This is a genomic window from Streptomyces sp. NPDC107765, from assembly GCF_055657085.1.
Window position 1 is genome coordinate 421,452 of sequence record NZ_JBVKBL010000007.1, and the last position, 21,382, is coordinate 442,833.

The window sequence follows — 21,382 nt, forward strand, 5'->3', positions numbered from 1 at the left end:
GGATCACACCTCCAGTTCGGCCTCCAGCCGGGCCAGTCGGTGGCGTGCCAGCGCCAGATTGGCGCGCTTGCGGTCCAGCACCAGGTAGAGGAAGAGCCCGCTGCCGCTCTTGCCGGTGACCGGCCGGATGATGTGGTACTGCGAGGTCAGCGTGATGAGCATGTCCTCGATGGCGCCCTGGAGTTCGAGCATCTCCATCGTGCGCATCTTGGCGCGGACGACATCGGTGTTGCCGGCCGCGGCGATATTGAGGTCCAGGGCCTGGTTGTCGCCGAGCGTGGCCAGCGCCATGCCGCTGGTGTAGTCGACCAGGGCGACGCCTATCGCGCCTTCGATGGTCGACATCGCGTCGGAGAGGGCGGATTCCATCTGAGCCATGAGGGGTGGTGACCTTTCGAATGGGTGGAGATGTTGCGGTGTGCGGTGGATCAGGGGGGGCGGGCGGCGGGCCTGCCTACCGGCGCGGGGCCGCGTCGACGAGCGCCCCGATGCGCTCGGCCGCCCTCCTGGCCTGCAGATGCAGCCGGCCCACATTGGTGTCCGGGCCGGTCACGGCGGTGAGCACGGCACGGCGGCCGGCCGAGTAGGCGGCGATGTAGCCGTCGGTGCCACGGGTCAAGGACTCCTCGAAAGCGCCCTGCCCGGTCGCCTCGGTGAGCCGCTTGGCGACCCCGATGGCCGCCGCGGTCAGCGCGGCCAGCCCGTCCGGCTCGATGTCCGGCAGATCGTGCGCGATCACCATGCCGTCCGCGCTCGCGACCATGCCGCCGTGGAAATGCCGCACCTGACCGCGCAGCGTCAGCAGTTCGTCCCGTATCCGGGGTTCTATCGTCATCAGTCTCCTTTTCGCGGCCCGCCTTCCGAGGGCGCGCCTCATGCCGTGCACGGTCTTCGTGGGCAAGGGGTCACAGGTTTTCCTCCAGCGCCGTGCGCAGTCGGACAAGGAGGGCAACGTCCGGGTCCCGGGTGTCGAGGAGTTCCGGCACCGGTGGTTGCCAGGTGGGGGTGCGGCATCCGCCGGCGCCGGGTGGCGGATGCCCGGCCGGTGCGGCGCCCGGCCGGCGGCGGGGGAGCCCGCCGGGCGGCATCCGGACCAGACCGGCCGCGGCCAGCCGGCGGATGTCCAGCAGCGTCAGGAACGCGGACTGGCCCAGCACGCGGGCGAGTTCGCACGGGGTGTGCCGGCCGTCGGCATACGCGAGCAGCCGTCGCTGCCGGGGTGTCGTACCGGCCGGAGCGCCGGGGCCGGCCGGCACCACGGGCTGGGTGTCGACCGCCGCCCAGGGGCGCAGCCGGTCCAGCAGCGCCCGGCGGCGGGCCGTCGCCCGCTGGAGGTCCCCCGCGCTGATCGGGCGTACGACCCCCAGCCAGTGCCCGGTCCCGGGGGTGAAGGACGTGGTCTCCGGCGGCAGCGGCAGCGCGAAGAACGCCGCGTCGAGCAGGGCGGCGAGATGGCAGATCTCCAACTCGCCCTGGGTCAGCCAGCCCTCGCTGACCAGGAACCGGCCGCCCTGCCGCGCCGGCCCCGCGGTCTCGACCGCGTACCGCCAGCCCTGCGGCGGAACCTTCCCCGCCGCGCTGAGCCGCACCTCGATCCCGGGCGCCGCGGCCCCCTCGACCCAGGTGACCGCACCGTCGCGCAGGTAGACACAGCCGTGCGGGCCCCGCAGCGCGCCGGTGACGCGTGCGGCGGCACAGCGGTCGAGCAGCCCGGCCGGGCCGGGCGGGGGAGACGGGGGCAGGCCCATGGCTGGTTCCCTCACCGTTCGTGCGAACTGGCAGCGCGGGTACGTCAGGACGCGACCAGCCCCGCCGCCAGCTCGCGCAGCCGTATCCGGGCCACGGCGAGATTCGCCTGCGCGCGGTCCAGCCAGAGGTACAGATAGGTCTGGCTGTCGAAGGCGGTGTGCACGAAACGGATCAGGTGGTAGCTGCCGGCGGCCGTGATGATCAGGTCCTCCAGGGCGGAGGCGGTGGCCCCGGTGGTGTCGAAGGTGGCGTTGCGCGCCACCGCCTGGACGACCTCGGCGGTGTCCGCGGCGGCCGCGTCATGGTCCCCGTTCGGTGCCTGGCCGGCCGTCCCGAGCGTCAGCCCGCTGGTCCAGTCGATCAGTCCGGCCCCCAGCACCCCCGGGATTCCCATCGCCTGGGCCAACACCTGATCGATACCCGGCACTTCGGATCTCCTTCGCGAGGCTTGGACGACGGCTCGGACGACGGGACGGCGCTCCGGACGGGGCGGAAACGCCGAAGCCCTCCCGGGTGGCGCTGCGTGGGAGAGCCTTCACGGAAGGTTACTGAAGGTGTGCGCGTGGCACATGCCTCGTGGGCAGGTTCAAGGCAATTGACGCGTTCTCGCCCTTCGACGGTGCTGCGGCAGCCGGCCGAGCGGTCCCCCGGGCCCCCTGCGGCACCCCTGGCAGCGGCTCCTGTCACCCCGTCACATCACCTCTCACCAGCACGAGTTGACGCTCGCGGGCAGACCCGCGCAGCGGAGGCAACACCGCCCGCCCGGCCCTTCCGCCGCTTGGCCGGAAAGACAGGGTTCCCTTGCGGCGTCCGGCCGGCACCCGTCGTGTCAACTCCCGGCCCGGCAACGGCCGGAAACCTACAGCTTGGTAAAGAATTGCGGGTCAAACCTGTTCAGGAGGGGCACGCAGGCGACAGGATCCCCTCGTAGGCCTGTGATCAACGCCGCCACAAGTGGCGCACCATGCAGGGGGAACACACCACGTGAGAAAATCAGCAGTGCTCGGCGCCGCCGGCACCCTGGTGACCGGGGCTCTCCTCGCCACCGCGATAGCCACACCCGCCAGCGCGGGGGAACACCACAAGAAGGGCTCGGCCGAGGCCCGGGGAGTCCATGTCGCCGCCGCGCGTGCGGCCAAGCAGGGCATCGACTGGCAGGACTGCCCCGCCGACTGGGGTCTGAAGTCGCCCGTCCAGTGCGGTTTCGTCACCGTCCCGGTCGACTACGCCCGGCCCGACGGCCGCACCATCAAGATCGCTGTCGACCGTGCGGTCAGCACCGGCGGCAAGGAGGAGCGCCAGGGCTCCCTCCTCTACAACCCCGGTGGACCGGGCGGTTCGGGCATGCGCTTCCCGAACCGCATCACCACCAAGAACCCGCTGTGGGCCAAGACCGCGAAGGCGTACGACTTCGTCGGCTTCGACCCCCGCGGTGTCGGCCACTCCGCCCCGATCTCCTGCATCGACCCGCAGGAGTTCGTCAAGGCCCCGAAGGCCGACCCGGTACCGGACAGCGAGGCGGACAAGCGCGCCCAGCGCAAGCTCGCCAAGGAGTACGCGGACGGCTGCAAGGAGCGCAGCGGCGCCCTGCTGCCGTACATGACCACCGCGAACACCGCCCGCGACATCGACGTGATCCGCGCCGCGCTGCACGAGAAGAAGCTCAACTACCTGGGCGTCTCGTACGGCACGTACCTCGGCGCCGTCTACGCGACGCTCTTCCCGGGCCATGTGCGCCGGATGCTCGTCGACAGCGTCGTCAACCCGTCCCGCGAGAGCGTCTGGTATCAGGCCAACCTCGACCAGGACATCGCCTTCGAGACCCGCTGGGGCGACTGGAAGAAGTGGGTCGCCAAGAACGACGCCACCTACCACATCGGTGACACCCCCGAGAAGGTCCAGAAGGCGTGGGAGCAGCTGCGCGCCACCGCCAAGAAGGACGCCATCGGCGGCGTGGTCGGGCCGGCCGAGCTCACCGGCTTCTTCCAGAACGCGCCCTACTACGACTCGATGTGGGCCACCGTCGCGCAGGTCTGGAGCGCCTACCGCGCCGGCGACCCGAAGCCGCTGATCGAGAACGCCGGTCCTGACCTCAAGGACACCGCGGGCAACATCGCCGCGGAGAACGGCAACGCCGTCTACACGGCCGTCGAGTGCACCGACACCAAGTGGCCCACCAGCTGGCGCAAGTGGGACCGCGACAACACCCGCATCCACCAGCAGGCCCCGTTCATGACCTGGGCCAACGCCTGGATGAACCTGCCCTGCGCCACCTGGCCGGTCAAGCAGCAGCGTCCGGTCGAGGTCCGCACCGGCAAGGGCCTGCCGAGCGTGCTCATCGTGCAGAGCACCCGTGACGCGGCGACGCCCTACGACGGCGCCGTCGAGCTGCACAAGCGGTTCGCGGGCTCCCGCCTGATCACCGAGCGGGACGCCGGTTCGCACGGCGTCACCGGCCTGGTCAACCCCTGCATCAACGACCGGGTCGACGCGTACTTCCTGGAGGGCAGGACCGACGCCCAGGACGTGACCTGCGCCCCGCACGCCACGCCGAAGCCGGCCGCCTCGCCGGCCAAGGCCGCCGCGGCGGCGGGCAAGGCCGACCTCCCGGCAGCCCGGTAACCCACCGGAACCACCAGGAGAAGAGGGCGGCCGGGAATCTCCCGGCCGCCCTCGCCCCGTGTCCGGCCCCGGCTCAGCCCGCGATCGGCTCCACCCGCGGCTCCGCGATCGCCACGTAGTCCTCGGTCACCAGCGCCAGCGAGCGGTCCAGCCGCGCCGCGTTGAAGTAGATCTCCGGCTGCTCCAGCAGCGCCGGATCGACCACCAGCGTCAGCTCCTCGTCGAAGGAGAACGGCAGGATCGTGCCACTGACGCTGCGCGCCAGCCGCTCCGCGACCTCCGGTGTCGCGAACCCGGCGTACGACCCGCCCAGCAGCGCCTTCACCGCACCGAGATCCACCCGCCGGTCACCGGGCACCACCGCCAGCACGTAGCGCTTGGTCTTCTTCCCGAGCTTGACCATCACGACGATGCACTTGGCGGCCTGCTCGACCACGTTCCCGCGCAGCGCGCTCACCGCCTCGGTCGCGCCCTCCGGAGCGTGCTCGTAGATCCGGAAGCGTGCCCCACGCTCCTCCAGCAGCCCGATCAGCTTGGTGTACGTCTCGTGCTCACTCACGCCGTCCTCGTTTCCCTTCCTGGTGCGCACGCCGCGAACGCCTCGGCGAAGGCGGCCCTGGTGGGGGAGTCCGTACGGCGGTCCAGCACCGCGAACACCACCCGGCCGAACCGGTCGGCGAACCGGCCGGCACCCAGCAGCTGCGCGGCGAACGCCCGCGCCACATCGGCGGGTTCGTTGCGGAACACCCCGCACCCCCAGGCGCCGAGGACCAGCTGACGGTACCCGCCGGCCGCCGCGACCTCCAGCACCCGCTCCGCCCGTACGGCCAGCGCCGCCGGCACCCGCCCCGCCTCGGCCGGCCGCTGCCGCGCGATCACCCCCGCGTTGGGCGCCGCCGCCGTCAAGAACCCCGCCTCGTACGGCACTTCGAGCAGCACTCCGCGATCGTCCCGGAACACCGGCACGCCCGGCGAGAGGATCACCCGGTCACTGTAGAACGGAGTCGGTTCCCGCCGGTGCGCCGCGTAGAACTCCGGCGCCTCGCGCACGCACGCGTACAGCGCCGACCCCCGGCACAGCGCCTCCTCCTGCGCCTGCGCACCGTTGAGGTACCCACCGCCGGGATTCCGCGCCGAGGCGAAGTTCAGCACCGCGACCGGCCCGCCACCGCTCCCGGCCAGCCGCCGCCCCGCCGTCAGGCTGCCTTCCCCCGTCACCTCGCACACGGTCTCCCGGCCGCCGTCCTCCGGCTCCGGCACCGCGACCGGCTCCGGCCCGTACAACCGCGTCCCGGCCCGGGCCCGCGCCACCTGCTCCGCGATCTCCACCGGCCGCCCGCTCGGCGCCCGGTACCTCCCCTGCGCAACGATCCGCTCGGTCTCCTGCGCCATCCCCCGCAAACGGGCGCTCATCGACGGCGCCCTTCTCTCCACGGCCACATGATGATCACGGTAGAGGCCCGGGGTGGGGCGCGCGATCGAATAACGGGCGGCCGGCCGGCGCCGCATCGTCCGCGCTGCCCGTCGTCGTACCCGCGACGTTAGGGCGCTTCGGGCGGGGTGCCCGGCGTCGTCCGCCGACGGCGCACCTGCGGGTGCGCCTGGGCCCGGGCCTTGGCCTCGGTGGCGTACAGGTCGACGTACTCCTGCCCGGAGAGGGAGAGGATCGCGTACATGATCCGGTCGGTGACGGCACGCAGCGCGGTGCGCTCGTCGGCCAGGCCGGCGTACCGGGAGAAGTCCAGCGGTGCGCCGAAGCGGATGGTGATCCGCATGGCCCGCGGCAGCCGCCGGCCGGTCGGCTGCGCCTCGAACGTGCCGATCACGGCACAGGGGATCACCGGCACCCCGGCCTGCAGGGCCATCGCGGCGACCCCGGTGCGCCCCTTGTAGAGCCGGCCGTCGTGCGAACGGGTGCCCTCCGGATAGATCCCGAGCAGCCGGCCCTTGCGCAGCACGGCCAGGCCCGACGCGATCGCCGCCCGGGAGGCGCGGCCGCCGGACCGGTCCACCGGGATCTGCCCGGCCCCGCGGAAGAACGCCGCGGTCAGCCGGCCCTTGAGCCCTGGTCCGGTGAAGTACTCGGACTTGGCCAGGAACGTCACCCGGCGCGGCACGATCGCCGGCATCACGAAGTGGTCGGCGAACGAGAGGTGGTTGCCGGCGATGATCGCGGCGCCCTCCTCGGGGACGTGCTCCAGGCCCTCCACCCGCGGCCGGAACACCAGCCGCAACAGCGGTCCCAACAGGACGTACTTGAGCACCTGGTAGAACACGGGCGGCTCCCTCCGCGGCCGAGGCGGCAGTGAGTGTAGGAGCAACCGCCGCCGGGAGTAACCACCTCGACGCGCATCGATGCTGACGCCCGGCAGCGGATTTGGCATCCGCGGACAACTTTCCACCTGCCCTGAGAGCCCGGTAGTCGGGTTCCCGTACTGACCGGCAAGCGAGCCCGGGACCAGCTTCCGGGCCAAGGACAGGAGCCCTACATGTCCCGCAAGAGAAGAGTCACCCGGCGACAGAAGATCGTGGTCGCGGTGAGCGCCGCGGCGCTGGTGGGTGGTATCGCCATCGTCACGACCGGCACCAGCCAGGCGTCGGTGGCCTGCGACGGACTGGCCACCGCCCTGAGCAACAACCAGAAGTTCATCGCCGATCAACAGGCCCACCCCGACGCCCAGTCGGCGGCGCGGATCGCCAACAGACAGGCGGTGATCAAGGAGATCCAGGTCAAGCAGCAGGCCGCCGGCTGCAGTGGGGGAGGCGGCGGTGCCGAGGCGGGTGCGCCACCCCAGGGCGGTGCGCCGCCCCAGAGCAGTGCACCGCCCGCCTCCGAGGCACCACCGGGTTCCTCGGCCGACCCGAGCTCCTCGGCCGCCCCGCCGGGCTCGGCCGACCCGTCCGCGTCCGGTGCCCCGCCCGCGGCCGGCGGCGACGTGGTCTGCCCCGGCTCGACGGTCACCCTCTCCGGCGAGGGCGGCGCACCGGCCGCCTCCAGCGACCAGTTCCCCGCCGGCACGAAACTGAAGGTGACCAACCTGGACAACAACAAGTCGACGACGGTGTCCGTCACCTCGACGTCGGGCAGCTGTGTGCTGCTCAACAACGCCGCGTTCGAGCAGGTACGGGAGGAGGGCAAGTTCCTGATCCGGCACGCCCGCATCGAGCGCGTGGGCTAGCCCGGGCGGGACGCCCCCGGTGCGGGAGCCCGGGGTGAGAGCCCGTTCGCGATGACCCCCTCCGGTCCGGTGGCCGGTGACGGAAGCCGCCTCCTCCGTCACCGGCCACCTTCTTCCGGGCGGGCCCGGCGCAGACCGAGGGGGCCCCGGAACGGCTCGGGAACGGGACCGTACGGGCGACCCCGCGGCGTGGCCGCTTGCGTGTCGGGGGCCGGCGGGGTGGCCTGAAGCCCCCCAGCGTTCCCCAGGAGGCACCGATGCCCGTGCACCACCGACGCCGCACCGTGCGGGCCGCCGTGCCCGCCGCCGCTGTGGCCGCGACCGTGTCCGCCGTGCTGGCCGGAGCTTTCTGTGCCGGTCCGGCCGGCGCCACCGAACCGCCGCCGCCCGCCGCCGGCCAGGGGCTGCTGCTGACCGTCTCCGGCGACCACGACACCTGGATCCGCGGGGTGCGGCTCGCCTGCCCGGACATCTACGGCAGACACCCCCACGCGGCCGCCGCCTGCGACGCGCTGACCTGGGCACGCGGCGATCTGGACGCGCTGCCCGGCGAGCCGCACGCCTGCACCCGGGAGTACGACCCGGTCACCGTCACCGCGACCGGCAACTGGCGTGGCGGTCCGGTGAACTGGCGGAAGGAATTCCCCAACGCGTGCATGATGCACTCCGCCACCGGGCCGGTCTTCCGCTTCTGAGCGCCCTCAGTTCGGCCGGGCCGCCACCACCCCGACCGTCACCAGGGCCAGGATCACCCAGCAGAACCAGAGCCAGCCATTCGCGCCCAGCGCCACGGTGTAGGCGGTGGCGGCCACCAGACCGGTCACCGTGCACACGGCCATCGTCCTCACAGATCCGGGCATCCCGCATCCTCCTCACGGCAGCCCGGAGCCGGCAACGCAGCGGGCCGCGGCCATGGGACCATCGTCCCCGGCCGCGGCCCGTACCGCCAGATGGTCGCCCCACCCGCTTGCGGCCCTACCGCCCCCGCGCATTGAGCGAGGCGAGGTACGCGTTGTAGTCGGCGAGGTCCTGGTCGCCGTTGCGGTCGGCGGCCCGGTCGGCGCGTTGCGACTGCCGCTCCTCGGACTTGTACCACTGGAAGACCAGCGCGATCAGCACCACGACGGACGGGATCTCGCTGAACGCCCAGGCGATGCCGCCGGCGGCCTGCTGGTCGGACAGCGCCTCGATGCCGAGCGAGGCCGGCGGGTGCAGGAAGGTGTCGACCATCGGCTCGGAGGCCATCATCAGCGCGATGCCGAAGAAGGCGTGGAACGGCATGCCCGCGAAGAGCTCCAGCATCCGCATCACGTAACCGGGCCGGTGCGGCCCCGGGTCGACGCCCATGATCGGCCAGAAGAAGACCAGGCCGACCGCGAGGAAGTGCACCATCATCGCGATGTGCCCGGCCCGGGACTCCATCAGGAAGTCGAACAGCGGCGAGAAGTACAGCGCGTAGAGGCTCGCGATGAACAGCGGGATGGTGAAGGCGGGGTGCGTGATGATCCGCATGTAGCGGCTGTGCAGCAGCGCCACCAGCAGCTCCCGCGGGCCCTTGCGGCCGCGCCCGGCGGTGGGCAGCGCCCGCAGCGCCAGCGTCACCGGCGCACCGAGCAGCAGCAGGATCGGCGAGAGCATGCTCACGATCATGTGCTGGACCATGTGCACGCTGAACATCAGCATGCCGTAGTCGTTCAGCCGGGTGCACATCGACAGCGCCACGGTGAGCACGCCCAGGGCCCAGGCGACGATCCGGCCGAGCGGCCAGGCATCGCCCCGGCGCCGCAGCCGGACGACCGCCCAGCCGTACAGCCCGAGGGCCAGCAGGCAGCCGATGAGGAAGACCGGATCACCACCGAACGCGAGGCCCCGCCCCAGCGTGAACGGCGGTAGATCCATCTGCATGCCGTCCATGCCGTGCCCGCTGTGATCCATCCGCTCGCTCCTGATTCGTACCAATGCTCCGGCGACAAGCGTAGAACCGCCCCCGGCCGTGATCGTGGCCGGGGGCGGTTCGTACAGCGGGGAACTACCGTGCGGAGCGGACGGCGCTGCCGTGCGCGGTGGCCGGGGTCACAGTACGCACTCGGCCTCGTCGTAGCGCGCGGCCGGCACGGTCTTCAGGGTCTCCACGGCCTCGGCCAGCGGGACCAGCGTGATGTCCGTGCCGCGCAGCGCGGTCATCATGCCGAACTCGCCGCGGTGCGCGGCCTCGACGGCGTGCCAGCCGAAGCGGGTGGCCAGCACCCGGTCGTACGCGGTCGGGGTGCCGCCGCGCTGGACGTGGCCGAGGATGACCGGCCGGGCCTCCTTGCCGAGGCGGTTCTCCAGCTCGACGGAGAGCTGCCGGGCCACGCCCGCGAACCGCTCGTGCCCGTAGATGTCCTTGCCGCCGACGTCGAACGACATGGTGCCCTCGCGCGGCTTGGCGCCCTCCGCGACCACCACGATGGCGAACTTCTTGCCGGCCTCGAAGCGGGCCGAGACCCGGGCGGTGAGCTCGTCGATGTCGAAGGGACGCTCCGGCACCACGATCGCGTGCGCACCGGCCGCCATGCCGGAGTGCAGCGCGATCCAGCCGGTGTGCCGCCCCATCACCTCGACGATCATGACCCGCTGGTGGGACTCGGCGGTCGTCTTGAGCCGGTCCAGGGCCTCCGTGGCGACGCCCACCGCGGTGTCGAAACCGAACGTCACGTCGGTGACCGCGATGTCGTTGTCGATGGTCTTCGGTACGCCGACGATCGGCAGCCCGGCGTCCGACAGCAGCCGCGCCGCCTTCAGCGTGCCCTCGCCGCCGATCGGGATGATCGCGTCCAGGCCCAGCTCGGCGACATGGCCGCGGGCCCGCTCCACGCCGTCGCGCAGATGGGCCGGCTGCACCCGGGACGACCCGAGGATGGTGCCGCCGCGGGCCAGGATGCCGCCGACGGCATCGAGGTCGAGCTTGCGGTAATCGGCTTCCAGCAGGCCCTTCCAGCCGTCGCGGAAACCGATCACCTCATCGCCGTGGTCGGCGGTGGCACGGTGGACGACGGAGCGGATGACGGCGTTCAGACCGGGGCAGTCGCCGCCGGAGGTGAGGACACCAATACGCATTGCTCGAAAACCCTCTGCAACGTAACCGGGGGGCCCGGACCCCGTCGTCCGGTTGTATGCCGCTCACCCTACAAGCGCGGGGCCCCCGGGCACACGTACGCCCGCAGTGCGGACTGCGGGCGTACGAAAGGCCGTGAAAAGGGAGATTTTGCTCAGGCGGGCTGGGTCGCGGCGGCGATCCGCTCCTGGCGGAGCGCCTCGTACCAGCGGTCCTCCACCGGAGGCAGGGCGTTCACGTCCAGCGCCAGCTTGATCAGCAGGTCGGCGATGTGCGGGTTGCGGGCCATCACCGGGCCGTGCATGTACGTGCCGAAGACGGTGTCGTTGTACGCGCCCTCGTAGCCGTCGCCGACGCCGTTGCCCTTGCCGAACCGGACCTTGGCGAACGGCCGGGCGGTCGCGCCCAGATGCGTCACGCCCTGGTGGTTCTCGAAGCCGGTCAGCGGCGGCAGCCCCAACTGCGGGTCGATGTCGGCGAGTACGTCACCGACGCAGCGCTCGCCCTCGCCGCGGGTGGACACCACGTCCAGCAGCCCCAGGCCCTGCTGCCGCTCACCCAGGTCGTTGATGAACTCGTGGCCCAGGATCTGGTAGCCGGCGCACACCGAGAAGACGATCGCGCCGTTGGAGACCGCGCGGCTCAGACCGCCGTCGCGGATCAGCCGCTCGGAGGCCAGCCGCTGCGGCCGGTCCTCACCGCCGCCGATCAGGTAGATGTCGCCGGAGGTGGGGATCTGCTGGTCGGAGCGTACGTCCACGCGCTGGACGTCCAGACCGCGCTGGCGCGCCCGCCGCTCCACCACCAGGGCGTTGCCCTGGTCGCCGTAGGTGCTCAGCAGGTCCGGGTAGATCCAGACCAGGCGCAGGCTGTTGTCACTCATGCGTGCTCGTCCTTGTCGAGAGGGTGGCTGGATCACGTCAGTTGCCCACGCGCCGGCGCAGGTCCTGGAAGGCCGTGTAGTTGGCGATGACCTCGATGCGGCCGGGCGGCACCAGCTGCACCGCCTCGTCCAGGCTCTCGCACACCTGGAAGTCGAGGCCGGCCACCTCCAGTCGCACCGCCAGGTCCAGCTTGCGGTCACCGAGCACGAAGATCGGGTGCCCGGCCAGCCGGGTGTAGTCGACGTCCCACAGCCAGGAGGTGTCCGTGCCGTCCGCGCCGCGGGCGTTCACCGACATGATCACCGGGGTCGGCGGCGGGTCGATCAGCGAGAAGGTCTCCAGCCAGCCGGCCGGGTTCTTCGCCAGCAGCAGCCGCAGCTCACGCTGCTGGAACGTGACCACGTCGTAGCGGCCGGCGACCGCCTGCACCGAGAACATCCGCTCCAGGGCCACCTGCGGCGGCACCCCGAAGGCGGCGGCGACCGCCGCGGAGGTGGTCGCGTTGGCCTTGTTGGCCCGCCCCGGAAGCTGGAGCTTGATCGGCCAGGCACTGCCGTGCGGGTCCAGGACGTGGTCGCCGGAGAGCGCCCAGCTCGGCGTGGGGCGGCGGAAACCGCACTCGGCGCAGAACCAGTCGTCGCCCGGCCGCTGCATCACCCCACCGCACGACGGGCAGGACCAGGCGTCGTCCTTCCACTCCTGGCCGGCCGCGACCCACACCACGTTCGCGGAGGACGAGGCCGCCCACACGATCAGCGGGTCGTCGGCGTTGGCGACGATCAGGGCCTTGGAGCCGGCCAGTCCCTCGCGCCACTTCTCCGCCAGCATCCGGGTCTCGGCGGCCCGGTCGAGCTGGTCGCGCGAGAGGTTCAGCAGCGCTATGGCCTTCGGCGTGACGTCCCGCGCCACCCCGGCGAGGTACTTCTCGTCGACCTCGATGACGCCGTACTTGGCGTCCGAGCCGCCGGCGAGGGCGGAGGTGATGCCGGCCGGCATGTTGGCACCGAGCGCGTTGGAGACCACCGGGCCGCTGGCCCGCAGCGCCTCCGCGATCAGCCGCGTCGTCGTGGTCTTGCCGTTGGTCGCCGACACCAGGACGACGTCCAGGTGCCCGGCGAGCCGTGCCAGCAGGTCGGGGTCGAGCTTCAGCGCCACCCGGCCACCGATCACCGATCCGCTGCCGCGGCCCGCCGCGCGCGACACCGCCGCCGCGGCCTTGCCCGCCGTCACGGCCAGCTTGGCCCGCGGCGACAGCGGCTCCGTGTTGCCTGCCATCGTCCTAGATCCTCCTTGCATCCGGCGCCCGGCGTGCGGCTGCCGGTGGAACGCCTCCTCCGTTGCCGACGACCGGCCGGAGGCTTCGGTCGGGGATCAGCCTATCGAGATCCGGCGGCGGCCCCGAACCCCGCCACCCGTCCGGCGACATCCGGCGGTGCCCAGGACCGTACGCTTGTCCCATGCGCCTCCGCACCATCCCCGGCAGTTCCGGCCGCCCCCGCCCGCTGCGTCTGCTCGGCGATCCGGCCCTGACGGGGCCCTGTCAGGAGGTCACCGCGTTCGACGAGGAGCTGGCCGCGCTCATCGAGGACATGTTCGCCACGATGTACGCCGCGCACGGTGTCGGGCTCGCCGCCAACCAGATCGGCGTCCCGCTGCGGGTCTTCGTCTACGACTGCCCCGACGACGAGGACCGCCGCCACCTCGGCCACCTGGTCAACCCCCGGCTCGTCGAGACCGACGGACCGGTGATCCGCGGGCCCGAGGGGTGCCTCTCGCTCCCCGGCATCGAGGCCGGCACCCCGCGCCTCGACCGGGCCGTGGTGACCGGCTTCAGCGCGTCCGGCGAGCCGCGGACGGTGACCGGCACCGGCTTCTTCGCCCGCTGTCTGCAGCACGAGTGCGACCACCTCGACGGCGGTCTGTACGTCGACCACCTCACCGGGCTGCGCCGCCGCCGGGTGCTGCGCGCCGCGGCCCGGTCGCCGTGGGCCGCGGACCCGGAGACATCCGGCCGCTGACCGGCCGGCTCCTCGTCCGGCCCTCTGGCCCCCGGCCCCTCTGTTCGTCGTACGTCCTCAGAACCCGGGGCTGTCCTCGCGGTCCTTGAGGGCGGCCAGCTGGCCCCACAGCAGATCGGTCAGGTGCTGGACCAACTGCTCGCGGGAGCAGGGCCGTTCGCGCAGCCACCAGTCGCCGGCGCCGTGCATCATGCCGACGATGCCGTGGCCCCAGACCCGGGCCCGCTCCTCGCCGCCGGGACCGAGGTCGAGCCGTTCGATGATCACGGTGGCCAGCTCCTCGCCGAGCCGGCGCAGCAGCGGAGCGGCGTGCCGCCCCACGTCGAAACCGGATTCCGACGGGCTGTTCTCCTCCGCCGGGTGCATCAGGAAGCGGTACACCTGCGGACGGGCCTCGATCGCGAGCAGATAGGCGTCGAGGGTGGCCTCGACCCGGTCGCGGCGCAGGACCGATGCGTCCAGCGCGGTGCGCAGGTTGAGCAGGAGGGCGTCGGTGTGCCGGACGGCCAGCGCGCGGTACAGGCCGCCCTTGTCGCCGAAGTGCCGGTAGAGGATCGGCTTGGTGATGCCCGCCTCCGCGGCGATGGCGTTCATCGAGGCGTCCGGGCCGTCGCGCAGCACGATGCGCTCGGCGGCCTCCAGCAGCTCCCGCCGTCTGCGCTCGGTCGCCGAATGCCGGCGGCCGCTGTTGTCGGTGCTCTCCATGGTCGTGCTCCCCACCCTCGTGACTCCGTGGCGCTCGCGCAACGTAACACCCGATCTTCGCCGGTAATCCGGCACAGGGGGAGTTGACATCACTTACTGACGAGTAACACACTTCGCGTTACCGCTAGTAACACGAGAAATGCCTGCACTGGAGGGGACATGGCCGAGTTCACCATGGAGCTCAACGACGAGCAGAAGGAAGTCCGTGACTGGATTCACGGCTTCGCCGCGGACGTCGTGCGCCCCGCCGCCGCCGAGTGGGACGAGCGCGAGGAGACCCCCTGGCCCGTCATCCAGGAGGCGGCGAAGATCGGCCTGTACTCGCTGGACTTCTACGCCCAGCAGTTCTTCGACCCCACCGGCCTCGGCATCCCGATGACCATGGAGGAGCTCTTCTGGGGCGACGCGGGCATCGCGCTGTCCATCGTCGGCACCGGCCTGGCCGCCGTCGGCGTCCTCGCCAACGGCACCGAGGAACAGATCGGCACCTGGGTCCCGCAGATGTACGGCGACGCCAACGACGTCAAGGTGGCCGCCTTCTGCTCCTCCGAGCCCGACGCCGGCTCGGACGTCGCCTCGATGCGCACCCGCGCCGTCTACGACGAGGCCAAGGACGAGTGGGTCCTCAACGGCACCAAGACCTGGGCGACCAACGGCGGTATCGCAGGCGTCCACGTGGTCGTCGCGGTCGTCGACCCCGAACTGGGTTCCAAGGGCCACGCCTCCTTCATCGTCCCGCCGAACACCCCCGGCCTGAGTCAGGGCCAGAAGTTCAAGAAGCACGGCATCCGCGCCTCGCACACCGCCGAGGTCGTCCTGGAGGACGTCCGGGTGCCCGGCCACTGCCTGCTCGGCGGCAAGGAGAAGCTCGACGAGCGCCTCGCCCGGGCCCGCGAGAAGGCCAAGGCGGGTGGGGAGAGGGTGAAGAACGCCGCGATGGCGACGTTCGAGGCGTCCCGCCCGGCCGTCGGCGCCATGGCCGTCGGCACCGCCCGCGCCGCCTACGAGGTGGCGCTGGAGTACGCCACCACCCGCGAGCAGTTCGGCCGCCCGATCATCGACAACCAGGGCGTCGCCTTCCAACTCGCCGACATGCGCACCCAGATCGACGCGGCCCGCCTCCTGGTCTGGCGCGCCTCCTGGATGGCCACCACGGGCAAGCCCTTCACCTCCGCCGAGGGCTCGATGTCCAAGCTGTTCGCGAGTGAGACCGCCAAGAAGGTCACGGCCCAGGCCATCCAGATCCTCGGCGGCAACGGCTTCACCCGCGAATACCCGGTCGAGCGCATGCACCGCGACGCCGCGATCTACACGATCTTCGAAGGCACCAGCGAGATCCAGCGGCTGGTCATCGCGCGGACGCTGTCGGGGATGCCGATCCGGTAGGGCACCGCTGCCGCAGGACGTGCATGGATCGACCCGGCGAGGAGAGTGCCCGCCCTTCGCGGAGGGTGGGGTCTCTCCTCACTGAAGCACGCCTACCGGATTAAACGGCCACGGCTTCCTCCGGCAGGAACCGCACCGGGCACCGCCGGCAGTACAGAGTCCGCGCCCACCTCGCCCGCGCATCATCCGCTGCCGACGACTTCCGCCACAGCCACACACCCACACCGATGCCGCCGGCCACCAGCAGGAGCCCCGCAGCGACCGCGCCCGATACGAGCGCCACCGCCCCGACCGCGCACGCGCCGGCAGGTAGCAGCAACTGGGCCTTGTAGTCCGCAGGTTGCGGTGCCTGAGACCTCAGCTCCGACTCGCGCGGAAGCGACTTGTAGAACTCCGGCCAGTGCACCACCTGGGTGTGGTCCTTGCAGCGCGGGCACGCAGACGGCATGAACTCCCCCTCGGTCAGAAGACGAGAGCCTGCCAGTGGAACGCGGCGTTCAGCAGGGCGCAGAGGCGCCAACAAGGGGCGTGGGGGACAACGACCGACGGATCCAAGCGAAAATACCTAGGGGGCCGACCGGCGATGTACATGCCGGTCGGCCCCTCAGTCGTCTCATGCGTGATGCTCAGTGCACACCGCGTTGTTCGGTGCGGACCTCACCGAATCATCTGGTCACCGCGCGTCAGTCCCACCACTGGACACTCACAGCGGACTGGTCATAGGTGAACATGTAGAACTCGGCCTTGCCGTTGTCGCCGTCCACGTACTTCCCGATGTTGCTGAAGGTGTAGCAGCCGCCGCTGTTCACGCTGGTGACGTACTCGTCAGCGCCCGTGCTGTCGTGCTCGAACAGGTCGTAGCTCTGGCTCTTGGTGGCGGACGTGTTGATGCAGACCTTGAGGGAGCCGCCCGTCGAATACACGTCGTGGGTGTAGAACCTGTCGCCACCCCCGTTGTAGAAATTGGTGGCGCCCTTGTAGTCCCAACCCGAAGAGGCCTGTGCGGGGCCACCGGAAATCAAAAGGAGGCCACTCGTCGCTGCAACGAGAGCACCCTTCTTTGCCAAACCGCGCATCTTCATTTTCTGATCCCCCCATGTTGATTTCACGCTTGCCGGCCCGTGGGGGAGTGGTACGAGGCAGGAAAGAATGTGCTGCTCCTTGGCTCCCCCGAGGCTGTGATCATCCTACCCGAATTGGTGGGGAGGCGTTCAATCGGATAACGAGCCGATGCTTGGCTGGGATCGGTGGAACCGGTAGAACACCGAGGGCGGTTCGGTCTGGAATGCCTACACGGTAGGACCCCGCAGCCCTTATGGCGCGGACACGCGAGCGCCATAAGGCCCCCCGGAAGGCAGCATTCGGCGGAGCGCGAAGTCGCCAACTGCACAGCGCTTACGCCCGACGTGAAACGCCTTTCGGTGTCGCGGGCCAAGGGCCGTCGGATCTTGCGGCAGCTCAAGAAGTTCTCCATGAATTGCGCTGAGAGGCCGTTAACCTCCGGATCGCATGCCACCACATCAGCTCTTTCGGGCCGAGGGATGTCACGACCTCCGCCTGGGTCATAGGCGAAGCCAACACGGATTTCATCGCCGCGATCGAGGACTGGTTACTGGTCAGGGCAGAGGACGGAGCGCTACGCACTGAGGAGCTGGAACCCACGCTCATGCAGAAGAAGGCGCACTGATCAGTGCGTACAACGACTTCGTGGCCACAAGCCGCGAGCGACTTGCGGGAAAGGAAGATCCGGCCGAAGCGTAGCGAATCCGCCAGGCGCGCCTCATCCGGTGAGCCGCCGCCCGACAGGGCCCCGGTGGACGCTTGGACGCGTGGTGCCGCAAAGGCCCCGCTCTCTTTGAGGGTGGGGCCTTTTTCGACGTCCGGGAGTGGCCCCCGGCCGTCCTCGGGAGAAATGCGGGAGATCGACCGGGTGGGTCAGTCGGTCAGCGTCCCGTGGATGGCCCGCAGGGCCTCCTCCAGGGTGTCGGCCGCCTGGTCGTGGCCGGTGAAACCGTCGTCCTCGCCGGGGTCGACGGTGTAGGCCCAGCCGGTGTCGGGGTGCCCGTCGACGGTGGCGGAGTGCCGGCTGCCGCAGAGGGCGAGGGAGAGATTGCCGCCGGGGAAGCCGGTCACCTCGGCGTGGATCCCGTCGCCGAAGACGCTGCGGACGAGGTCGCGGGCCTGCTGTGGAGTCATGGGCTGCTCCTCCAGGTGAGAGCGAGGGCCCGGCCGTCCGTCCGGGCCGACAGAGCCATGGTGGCAGGTTCCGGCCGCCGAATCGGCTCGCCCGCCGTCGCGGCTGCCTGCCCGCCCGCCGAATCGGCTCGTCCGTCGTCGGGGCCGCCTGTCCGCCGCGCTCGACGTTGCACCTCGCCACGGCCGTACCGGCCCGCCGCACCGCCCCCATCTGCGCGTTTTCGCCGCCGATGCCCCGGCGCCCCTTGACGCGCCGATCGGCGCGCTCTAACTTCCTTCCATAAAGCAAAACATTGATTCCACGATACGGAATCAGGTGTCCCGGCTCTCGCCGGGGTCCGCTCGTGACAGGTCGACGCAGGAGTACGCGATGCCTCGAATGACAGCCGCCCGCGCCGCGGTGGAGATCCTCAAGCGGGAGGGCGTGACCAACGCCTTCGGAGTGCCGGGTGCCGCGATCAACCCCTTCTACGCCGCGCTCAAGGGCGCCGGCGGGATCGACCACACGCTGGCCCGGCACGTCGAGGGCGCTTCGCACATGGCCGAGGGCTACACCCGGACCCACCCGGGCAACATCGGCGTCTGCATCGGCACCTCCGGCCCGGCCGGCACGGACATGATCACCGGCCTCTACTCCGCGATCGGCGACTCCATCCCGATCCTCTGCATCACCGGCCAGGCGCCGACCGCGGTGATCCAGAAGGAGGACTTCCAGGCCGTCGACATCGCCTCGATCGCCAAGCCGGTCACCAAGGCCGCGACCACCGTCATGGAGGCCGCCCAGGTCCCCGGCGTCTTCCAGCAGGCCTTCCACCTGATGCGCTCCGGCCGGCCGGGCCCGGTCCTGATCGACCTGCCGATCGACGTCCAGCTCACCGAGATCGACTTCGACCCGGAGACCTACGAGCCGCTGCCGGCCTTCAAGCCGACCGCGACCCGCGCGCAGATCGAGAAGGCCCTCGCGCTGCTCAACGAGTCGGAGCGCCCGCTGATCGTCGCCGGCGGCGGCATCATCAACGCCGACGCCGCCGACCTGCTGGTCGAGTTCGCCGAGCTGACCGGCACCCCGGTCGTCCCGACCCTGATGGGCTGGGGCATCCTCGCCGACGACCACGAGCTGAACGCCGGCATGGTCGGTCTGCAGACCTCGCACCGCTACGGCAACGCCAACTTCCTGGAGTCGGACTTCGTCCTGGGCATCGGCAATCGCTGGGCCAACCGTCACACCGGCAAGCTGGACGTCTACACCCAGGGCCGCAAGTTCGTCCACGTCGACATCGAGCCCACCCAGATCGGCAAGATCTTCGCCCCGGACTACGGCATCGCCTCGGACGCCAGGGCCGCGCTGGAGTTGTTCGTCGAGGTGGCCAAGGAGCTCAAGGCCGCCGGCAAGCTGCCCGACCGCGGCGAGTGGGCCGCCTCCACCCAGGAGCGCAAGGCCCAGCTGCAGCGCCGTACGCACTTCGACAACATCCCGATGAAGCCGCAGCGCGTCTACGAGGAGATGAACAAGGCCTTCGGCCCGGAGACCCGCTACGTCACCACCATCGGCCTGTCCCAGATCGCCGGCGCGCAGATGCTGCACGTCTACAAGCCGCGCCACTGGATCAACTGCGGCCAGGCCGGCCCGCTCGGCTGGACCATCCCGGCCGCGCTGGGCGTCGCCACCGCCGACCCCGAGGCGCCGGTGGTCGCCCTCTCCGGCGACTACGACTTCCAGTTCATGATCGAGGAGCTGGCGGTCGGTGCCCAGCACAGGATCCCCTACGTCCACGTCCTGGTGAACAACGCGTACCTGGGCCTGATCCGGCAGGCGCAGCGCAACCTGGACATCAACTTCCAGGTCAACCTGGAGTTCGAGAACATCAACTCGCCGGAGATCGGTGTCTACGGCGTGGACCACGTCAAGGTCGCCGAGGGCCTGGGCTGCAAGGCCATCCGGGTCACCGACCCGAACGAGCTGGGCGCCGCCTTCGAGGAGGCCAAGAAGCTGGCCGCCGAGTACCGCGTCCCGGTCGTCGTCGAGGCCGTCCTGGAGCGGATCACCAACATCTCGATGAGCGGCAGCGACATCGCCAGCGTCAACGAGTGGGAAGAGATCGCGACCGAGCCGGGGCACGCCCCCACCGCGATCAAGCCGCTCAAGTCCTGACGCCGGACCGGCCCGGCGTTCCGCCGCCGGGCCGGATCCGGAGGCGAACCGGGCGCGCTCTTGACCGGCGCGCCCGGCCTCGTCACCATCCCGTAGCACGGACATACCGTAATGCAGAAACTAAAATCCGCTATCCGGAAGGAGCGCCGGCCCTCATGGGTTTCACGGACACGCGCTTCAACGTCAATCTGTCGATCCTGTTCACCGAGCTTCCGTTGCTGGAGCGGCCGGCGGCCGCGCGGGCGGCGGGTTTCACGGCGGTGGAGCTGTGGTGGCCGTGGGTGGACGCCCCGGTTCCGGACGCGGCGGAGCTGGCCGCACTGCGCGACGCACTGACCGATGCTGGCACGCAGCTGGTGGGGCTGAACTTCTACGCCGGTCAGCTGCCGGGCCCCGATCGCGGCGCGCTGTCGGTTCCGGGGGAGGAGTCGGAGAAGTTCCGGGCGAACGTGCCGGTGGCGATCGAGTTCGCCCGCTCGCTGGGCTGCACGACCTTCAACGCCCTGTACGGCAACCGCGTCGAGGGCGTGGATGCGGCGGAGCAGGATGCGCTGGCGTTGGAGAATCTGGTCTTCGCGGCGCGGGCGGTCGGTGAGGTCGGGGGCACGCTGCTGATCGAGGCGCTCAATGCGCCCGAATCCCCCAGGTGCCCGATCGTCTCGGCGCCGAAGGCCATCGAGATCGTCGACGCGGTCAACGCCGCGACCGGGTTGGACAACGCCCGGTTCCTGATGGACCTGTACCACCTGTCGATGAACGGCGAGGACCTCGAGGAGGTCATCGACCGCTACACCGCCAAGACCGCGCACGTGCAGATCGCCGACAACCCCGGCCGCGGCGCCCCGGGCACGGGCGAGCTGGACCTCGACGACCTGCTCGACCGGCTCAAGAAGGCCGGCTACCGAGGCTGGGTGGGCCTGGAGTACAAGCCGGGCGACGGCCCCAGCGCCGGTGCCTTCGCATGGCTGCCGGCACCGCTGCGGGCGGCGAAGTAACCCTCCCGCCCGCCATTTCGGCGCGGCCCTGTGACTGACGTACCAGCATGTGAAAGGCACCCTTGTGAGCAACCTCCCCAAGATCGCATGGATCGGTCTGGGCATCATGGGCTCGCCCATGGCCGAGAACCTGATCAAGGCCGGCTACACCGTCACCGGCTACACCCTGGAGGCCGACAAGCTCCAGCGACTGGCCCAGGCCGGCGGCACCGCAGCCGGCTCGATCGCCGAAGCCGTCACCGACGCGGACGTGGTCATCACCATGGTCCCGGCCTCCCCCCAGGTCGAAGCCATCGCCTACGGACCCGACGGCATCCTGGAAAACGCCCAGCGCGGCGCGCTGCTGATCGACATGTCCTCCATCACCCCGCAGACCTCCATCGACCTGGCCCGCGCCGC

Annotated in this window: 24 protein-coding genes; 8 read left to right on the forward strand and 16 right to left on the reverse strand. The window is 70.8% G+C overall.

The features are described from left to right. Positions 1-3 precede the first annotated feature (3 nt). The 4 genes from ACZ7MX_RS20175 to ACZ7MX_RS20190 form a co-directional block, all read right to left on the reverse strand. The gene (locus ACZ7MX_RS20175; RefSeq protein WP_472133924.1) at positions 4-378 is read right to left on the reverse strand and encodes a roadblock/LC7 domain-containing protein; all 375 of its coding nucleotides are present in this window, start codon (positions 376-378) and stop codon (positions 4-6) included. Between the two features lie 76 nt (positions 379-454). Further along, positions 455-835 carry a roadblock/LC7 domain-containing protein gene (locus ACZ7MX_RS20180; protein WP_030810731.1) on the reverse strand — a complete coding sequence of 127 codons (381 nt, stop codon included), beginning with the start codon at positions 833-835 and terminating at the stop codon, positions 455-457. Positions 836-905: 70 nt separating this feature from the next. After that, on the reverse strand, positions 906-1,748 hold the full coding sequence (locus ACZ7MX_RS20185) for a hypothetical protein (protein ID WP_472133926.1): 843 nt from the start codon (positions 1,746-1,748) through the stop codon (positions 906-908). 44 nt (positions 1,749-1,792) lie between these two features. Further along, positions 1,793-2,176, reverse strand: a complete 384-nt coding sequence (locus ACZ7MX_RS20190) for a hypothetical protein (protein WP_472133928.1) — start codon at positions 2,174-2,176, stop codon at positions 1,793-1,795. Between the two features lie 557 nt (positions 2,177-2,733). Here ACZ7MX_RS20190 and ACZ7MX_RS20195 point away from each other — a divergent pair. Beyond that, the gene (locus tag ACZ7MX_RS20195; protein ID WP_472133930.1) at positions 2,734-4,371 is read left to right on the forward strand and encodes an alpha/beta hydrolase; all 1,638 of its coding nucleotides are present in this window, start codon (positions 2,734-2,736) and stop codon (positions 4,369-4,371) included. A gap of 73 nt (positions 4,372-4,444) precedes the next feature. On the opposite strand, the gene ACZ7MX_RS20200 is transcribed toward ACZ7MX_RS20195, so the two are convergent. From ACZ7MX_RS20200 to ACZ7MX_RS20210, 3 genes are all read right to left on the reverse strand, one after another. Beyond that, the gene (locus ACZ7MX_RS20200; protein ID WP_472133932.1) at positions 4,445-4,930 is read right to left on the reverse strand and encodes a YbaK/EbsC family protein; all 486 of its coding nucleotides are present in this window, start codon (positions 4,928-4,930) and stop codon (positions 4,445-4,447) included. Further along, entirely contained in the window at positions 4,927-5,784 is an 858-nt protein-coding gene (locus ACZ7MX_RS20205; protein ID WP_472133934.1) for a TIGR02452 family protein, read from the reverse strand. The genes ACZ7MX_RS20200 and ACZ7MX_RS20205 overlap by 4 nt, the downstream gene beginning before the upstream one ends. 128 nt (positions 5,785-5,912) lie before the next feature. Next, positions 5,913-6,647 carry a lysophospholipid acyltransferase family protein gene (locus tag ACZ7MX_RS20210; RefSeq protein ID WP_472133936.1) on the reverse strand — a complete coding sequence of 245 codons (735 nt, stop codon included), beginning with the start codon at positions 6,645-6,647 and terminating at the stop codon, positions 5,913-5,915. A 213-nt stretch (positions 6,648-6,860) separates the two neighbouring features. On the opposite strand from ACZ7MX_RS20210, the gene ACZ7MX_RS20215 reads away from it, so the two are divergent. Continuing rightward, positions 6,861-7,550 (forward strand): hypothetical protein, encoded by a 690-nt coding sequence (locus tag ACZ7MX_RS20215; RefSeq protein ID WP_472133938.1) that lies wholly within the window; start codon positions 6,861-6,863, stop codon positions 7,548-7,550. 257 nt (positions 7,551-7,807) lie between these two features. Beyond that, positions 7,808-8,245 carry an SSI family serine proteinase inhibitor gene (locus ACZ7MX_RS20220; RefSeq protein ID WP_472133940.1) on the forward strand — a complete coding sequence of 146 codons (438 nt, stop codon included), beginning with the start codon at positions 7,808-7,810 and terminating at the stop codon, positions 8,243-8,245. Positions 8,246-8,251: 6 nt separating this feature from the next. Here ACZ7MX_RS20220 and ACZ7MX_RS20225 read toward each other — a convergent pair whose 3' ends face one another. The 5 genes from ACZ7MX_RS20225 to ACZ7MX_RS20245 form a co-directional block, all read right to left on the reverse strand. After that, entirely contained in the window at positions 8,252-8,410 is a 159-nt protein-coding gene (locus ACZ7MX_RS20225) for a hypothetical protein (RefSeq protein WP_472133942.1), read from the reverse strand. Positions 8,411-8,525: 115 nt separating this feature from the next. After that, the gene (locus ACZ7MX_RS20230) at positions 8,526-9,485 is read right to left on the reverse strand and encodes a cytochrome c oxidase assembly protein (protein ID WP_472133944.1); all 960 of its coding nucleotides are present in this window, start codon (positions 9,483-9,485) and stop codon (positions 8,526-8,528) included. Between the two features lie 138 nt (positions 9,486-9,623). Beyond that, the gene (locus ACZ7MX_RS20235) at positions 9,624-10,649 is read right to left on the reverse strand and encodes a 6-phosphofructokinase (protein ID WP_385859745.1); all 1,026 of its coding nucleotides are present in this window, start codon (positions 10,647-10,649) and stop codon (positions 9,624-9,626) included. 152 nt (positions 10,650-10,801) lie between these two features. Beyond that, on the reverse strand, positions 10,802-11,530 hold the full coding sequence (locus ACZ7MX_RS20240) for a type 1 glutamine amidotransferase (protein WP_472133946.1): 729 nt from the start codon (positions 11,528-11,530) through the stop codon (positions 10,802-10,804). Positions 11,531-11,567: 37 nt separating this feature from the next. Continuing rightward, on the reverse strand, positions 11,568-12,806 hold the full coding sequence (locus ACZ7MX_RS20245) for a MurT ligase domain-containing protein (RefSeq protein WP_472133948.1): 1,239 nt from the start codon (positions 12,804-12,806) through the stop codon (positions 11,568-11,570). A gap of 182 nt (positions 12,807-12,988) precedes the next feature. Here ACZ7MX_RS20245 and def point away from each other — a divergent pair, with 182 nt between their 5' ends. Beyond that, positions 12,989-13,549, forward strand: coding sequence for a peptide deformylase (gene def / locus ACZ7MX_RS20250; protein WP_472133950.1), 561 nt, complete (start codon positions 12,989-12,991; stop codon positions 13,547-13,549). A 57-nt stretch (positions 13,550-13,606) separates the two neighbouring features. On the opposite strand, the gene ACZ7MX_RS20255 is transcribed toward def, so the two are convergent. Further along, positions 13,607-14,254, reverse strand: coding sequence for a TetR/AcrR family transcriptional regulator (locus tag ACZ7MX_RS20255; protein WP_472133952.1), 648 nt, complete (start codon positions 14,252-14,254; stop codon positions 13,607-13,609). A gap of 159 nt (positions 14,255-14,413) precedes the next feature. Between ACZ7MX_RS20255 and ACZ7MX_RS20260 the strand changes: the two genes are divergently transcribed. Beyond that, positions 14,414-15,640 carry an acyl-CoA dehydrogenase family protein gene (locus tag ACZ7MX_RS20260; RefSeq protein WP_472133954.1) on the forward strand — a complete coding sequence of 409 codons (1,227 nt, stop codon included), beginning with the start codon at positions 14,414-14,416 and terminating at the stop codon, positions 15,638-15,640. A 100-nt stretch (positions 15,641-15,740) separates the two neighbouring features. Here the strand turns inward: ACZ7MX_RS20260 and ACZ7MX_RS20265 are convergent, their stop codons facing one another. The 3 genes from ACZ7MX_RS20265 to ACZ7MX_RS20275 form a co-directional block, all read right to left on the reverse strand. Then, positions 15,741-16,088, reverse strand: coding sequence for a hypothetical protein (locus tag ACZ7MX_RS20265; RefSeq protein WP_158795147.1), 348 nt, complete (start codon positions 16,086-16,088; stop codon positions 15,741-15,743). 235 nt (positions 16,089-16,323) lie between these two features. Then, a complete protein-coding gene (locus ACZ7MX_RS20270; protein ID WP_472133956.1) occupies positions 16,324-16,662 on the reverse strand; it encodes a hypothetical protein in 339 nt (112 codons plus the stop codon). Between the two features lie 913 nt (positions 16,663-17,575). Then, complete coding sequence (locus ACZ7MX_RS20275) at positions 17,576-17,836, reverse strand: hypothetical protein (RefSeq protein WP_467575336.1); 261 nt, start codon at positions 17,834-17,836, stop codon at positions 17,576-17,578. 370 nt (positions 17,837-18,206) lie between these two features. Between ACZ7MX_RS20275 and gcl the strand changes: the two genes are divergently transcribed. The 3 genes from gcl to ACZ7MX_RS20290 all read left to right on the forward strand — a co-directional run. Next, on the forward strand, positions 18,207-19,988 hold the full coding sequence (gene gcl, locus ACZ7MX_RS20280; RefSeq protein ID WP_472133958.1) for a glyoxylate carboligase: 1,782 nt from the start codon (positions 18,207-18,209) through the stop codon (positions 19,986-19,988). A gap of 155 nt (positions 19,989-20,143) precedes the next feature. Continuing rightward, the gene (locus tag ACZ7MX_RS20285) at positions 20,144-20,983 is read left to right on the forward strand and encodes a TIM barrel protein (protein WP_472133961.1); all 840 of its coding nucleotides are present in this window, start codon (positions 20,144-20,146) and stop codon (positions 20,981-20,983) included. Positions 20,984-21,047: 64 nt separating this feature from the next. Then, positions 21,048-21,382 (forward strand): NAD(P)-binding domain-containing protein (locus ACZ7MX_RS20290; protein ID WP_472133963.1); only part of this gene is annotated, 335 nt, incomplete at its 3' end.

What these genes read in the sequence shown, in the direction of transcription:
- ACZ7MX_RS20265 (WP_158795147.1), bottom strand. Translation starts at nt 16,088, where the DNA reads ATGCCGTCTGCGTGCCCGCGCTGCAAGGACCACACCCAGGTGGTGCAC.
- ACZ7MX_RS20185 (WP_472133926.1), bottom strand. Translation starts at nt 1,748, where the DNA reads ATGGGCCTGCCCCCGTCTCCCCCGCCCGGCCCGGCCGGGCTGCTCGAC.
- ACZ7MX_RS20220 (WP_472133940.1), top strand. Translation starts at nt 7,808, where the DNA reads ATGCCCGTGCACCACCGACGCCGCACCGTGCGGGCCGCCGTGCCCGCC.
- ACZ7MX_RS20260 (WP_472133954.1), top strand. Translation starts at nt 14,414, where the DNA reads ATGGCCGAGTTCACCATGGAGCTCAACGACGAGCAGAAGGAAGTCCGT.
- ACZ7MX_RS20175 (WP_472133924.1), bottom strand. Translation starts at nt 378, where the DNA reads ATGGCTCAGATGGAATCCGCCCTCTCCGACGCGATGTCGACCATCGAA.
- ACZ7MX_RS20285 (WP_472133961.1), top strand. Translation starts at nt 20,144, where the DNA reads ATGGGTTTCACGGACACGCGCTTCAACGTCAATCTGTCGATCCTGTTC.
- ACZ7MX_RS20205 (WP_472133934.1), bottom strand. Translation starts at nt 5,784, where the DNA reads ATGAGCGCCCGTTTGCGGGGGATGGCGCAGGAGACCGAGCGGATCGTT.
- ACZ7MX_RS20255 (WP_472133952.1), bottom strand. Translation starts at nt 14,254, where the DNA reads ATGGAGAGCACCGACAACAGCGGCCGCCGGCATTCGGCGACCGAGCGC.
- ACZ7MX_RS20215 (WP_472133938.1), top strand. Translation starts at nt 6,861, where the DNA reads ATGTCCCGCAAGAGAAGAGTCACCCGGCGACAGAAGATCGTGGTCGCG.
- ACZ7MX_RS20240 (WP_472133946.1), bottom strand. Translation starts at nt 11,530, where the DNA reads ATGAGTGACAACAGCCTGCGCCTGGTCTGGATCTACCCGGACCTGCTG.
- ACZ7MX_RS20225 (WP_472133942.1), bottom strand. Translation starts at nt 8,410, where the DNA reads ATGCCCGGATCTGTGAGGACGATGGCCGTGTGCACGGTGACCGGTCTG.
- gcl (WP_472133958.1), top strand. Translation starts at nt 18,207, where the DNA reads ATGCCTCGAATGACAGCCGCCCGCGCCGCGGTGGAGATCCTCAAGCGG.
- def (WP_472133950.1), top strand. Translation starts at nt 12,989, where the DNA reads ATGCGCCTCCGCACCATCCCCGGCAGTTCCGGCCGCCCCCGCCCGCTG.
- ACZ7MX_RS20235 (WP_385859745.1), bottom strand. Translation starts at nt 10,649, where the DNA reads ATGCGTATTGGTGTCCTCACCTCCGGCGGCGACTGCCCCGGTCTGAAC.
- ACZ7MX_RS20245 (WP_472133948.1), bottom strand. Translation starts at nt 12,806, where the DNA reads ATGGCAGGCAACACGGAGCCGCTGTCGCCGCGGGCCAAGCTGGCCGTG.
- ACZ7MX_RS20275 (WP_467575336.1), bottom strand. Translation starts at nt 17,836, where the DNA reads ATGACTCCACAGCAGGCCCGCGACCTCGTCCGCAGCGTCTTCGGCGAC.
- ACZ7MX_RS20180 (WP_030810731.1), bottom strand. Translation starts at nt 835, where the DNA reads ATGACGATAGAACCCCGGATACGGGACGAACTGCTGACGCTGCGCGGT.
- ACZ7MX_RS20230 (WP_472133944.1), bottom strand. Translation starts at nt 9,485, where the DNA reads ATGGATCACAGCGGGCACGGCATGGACGGCATGCAGATGGATCTACCG.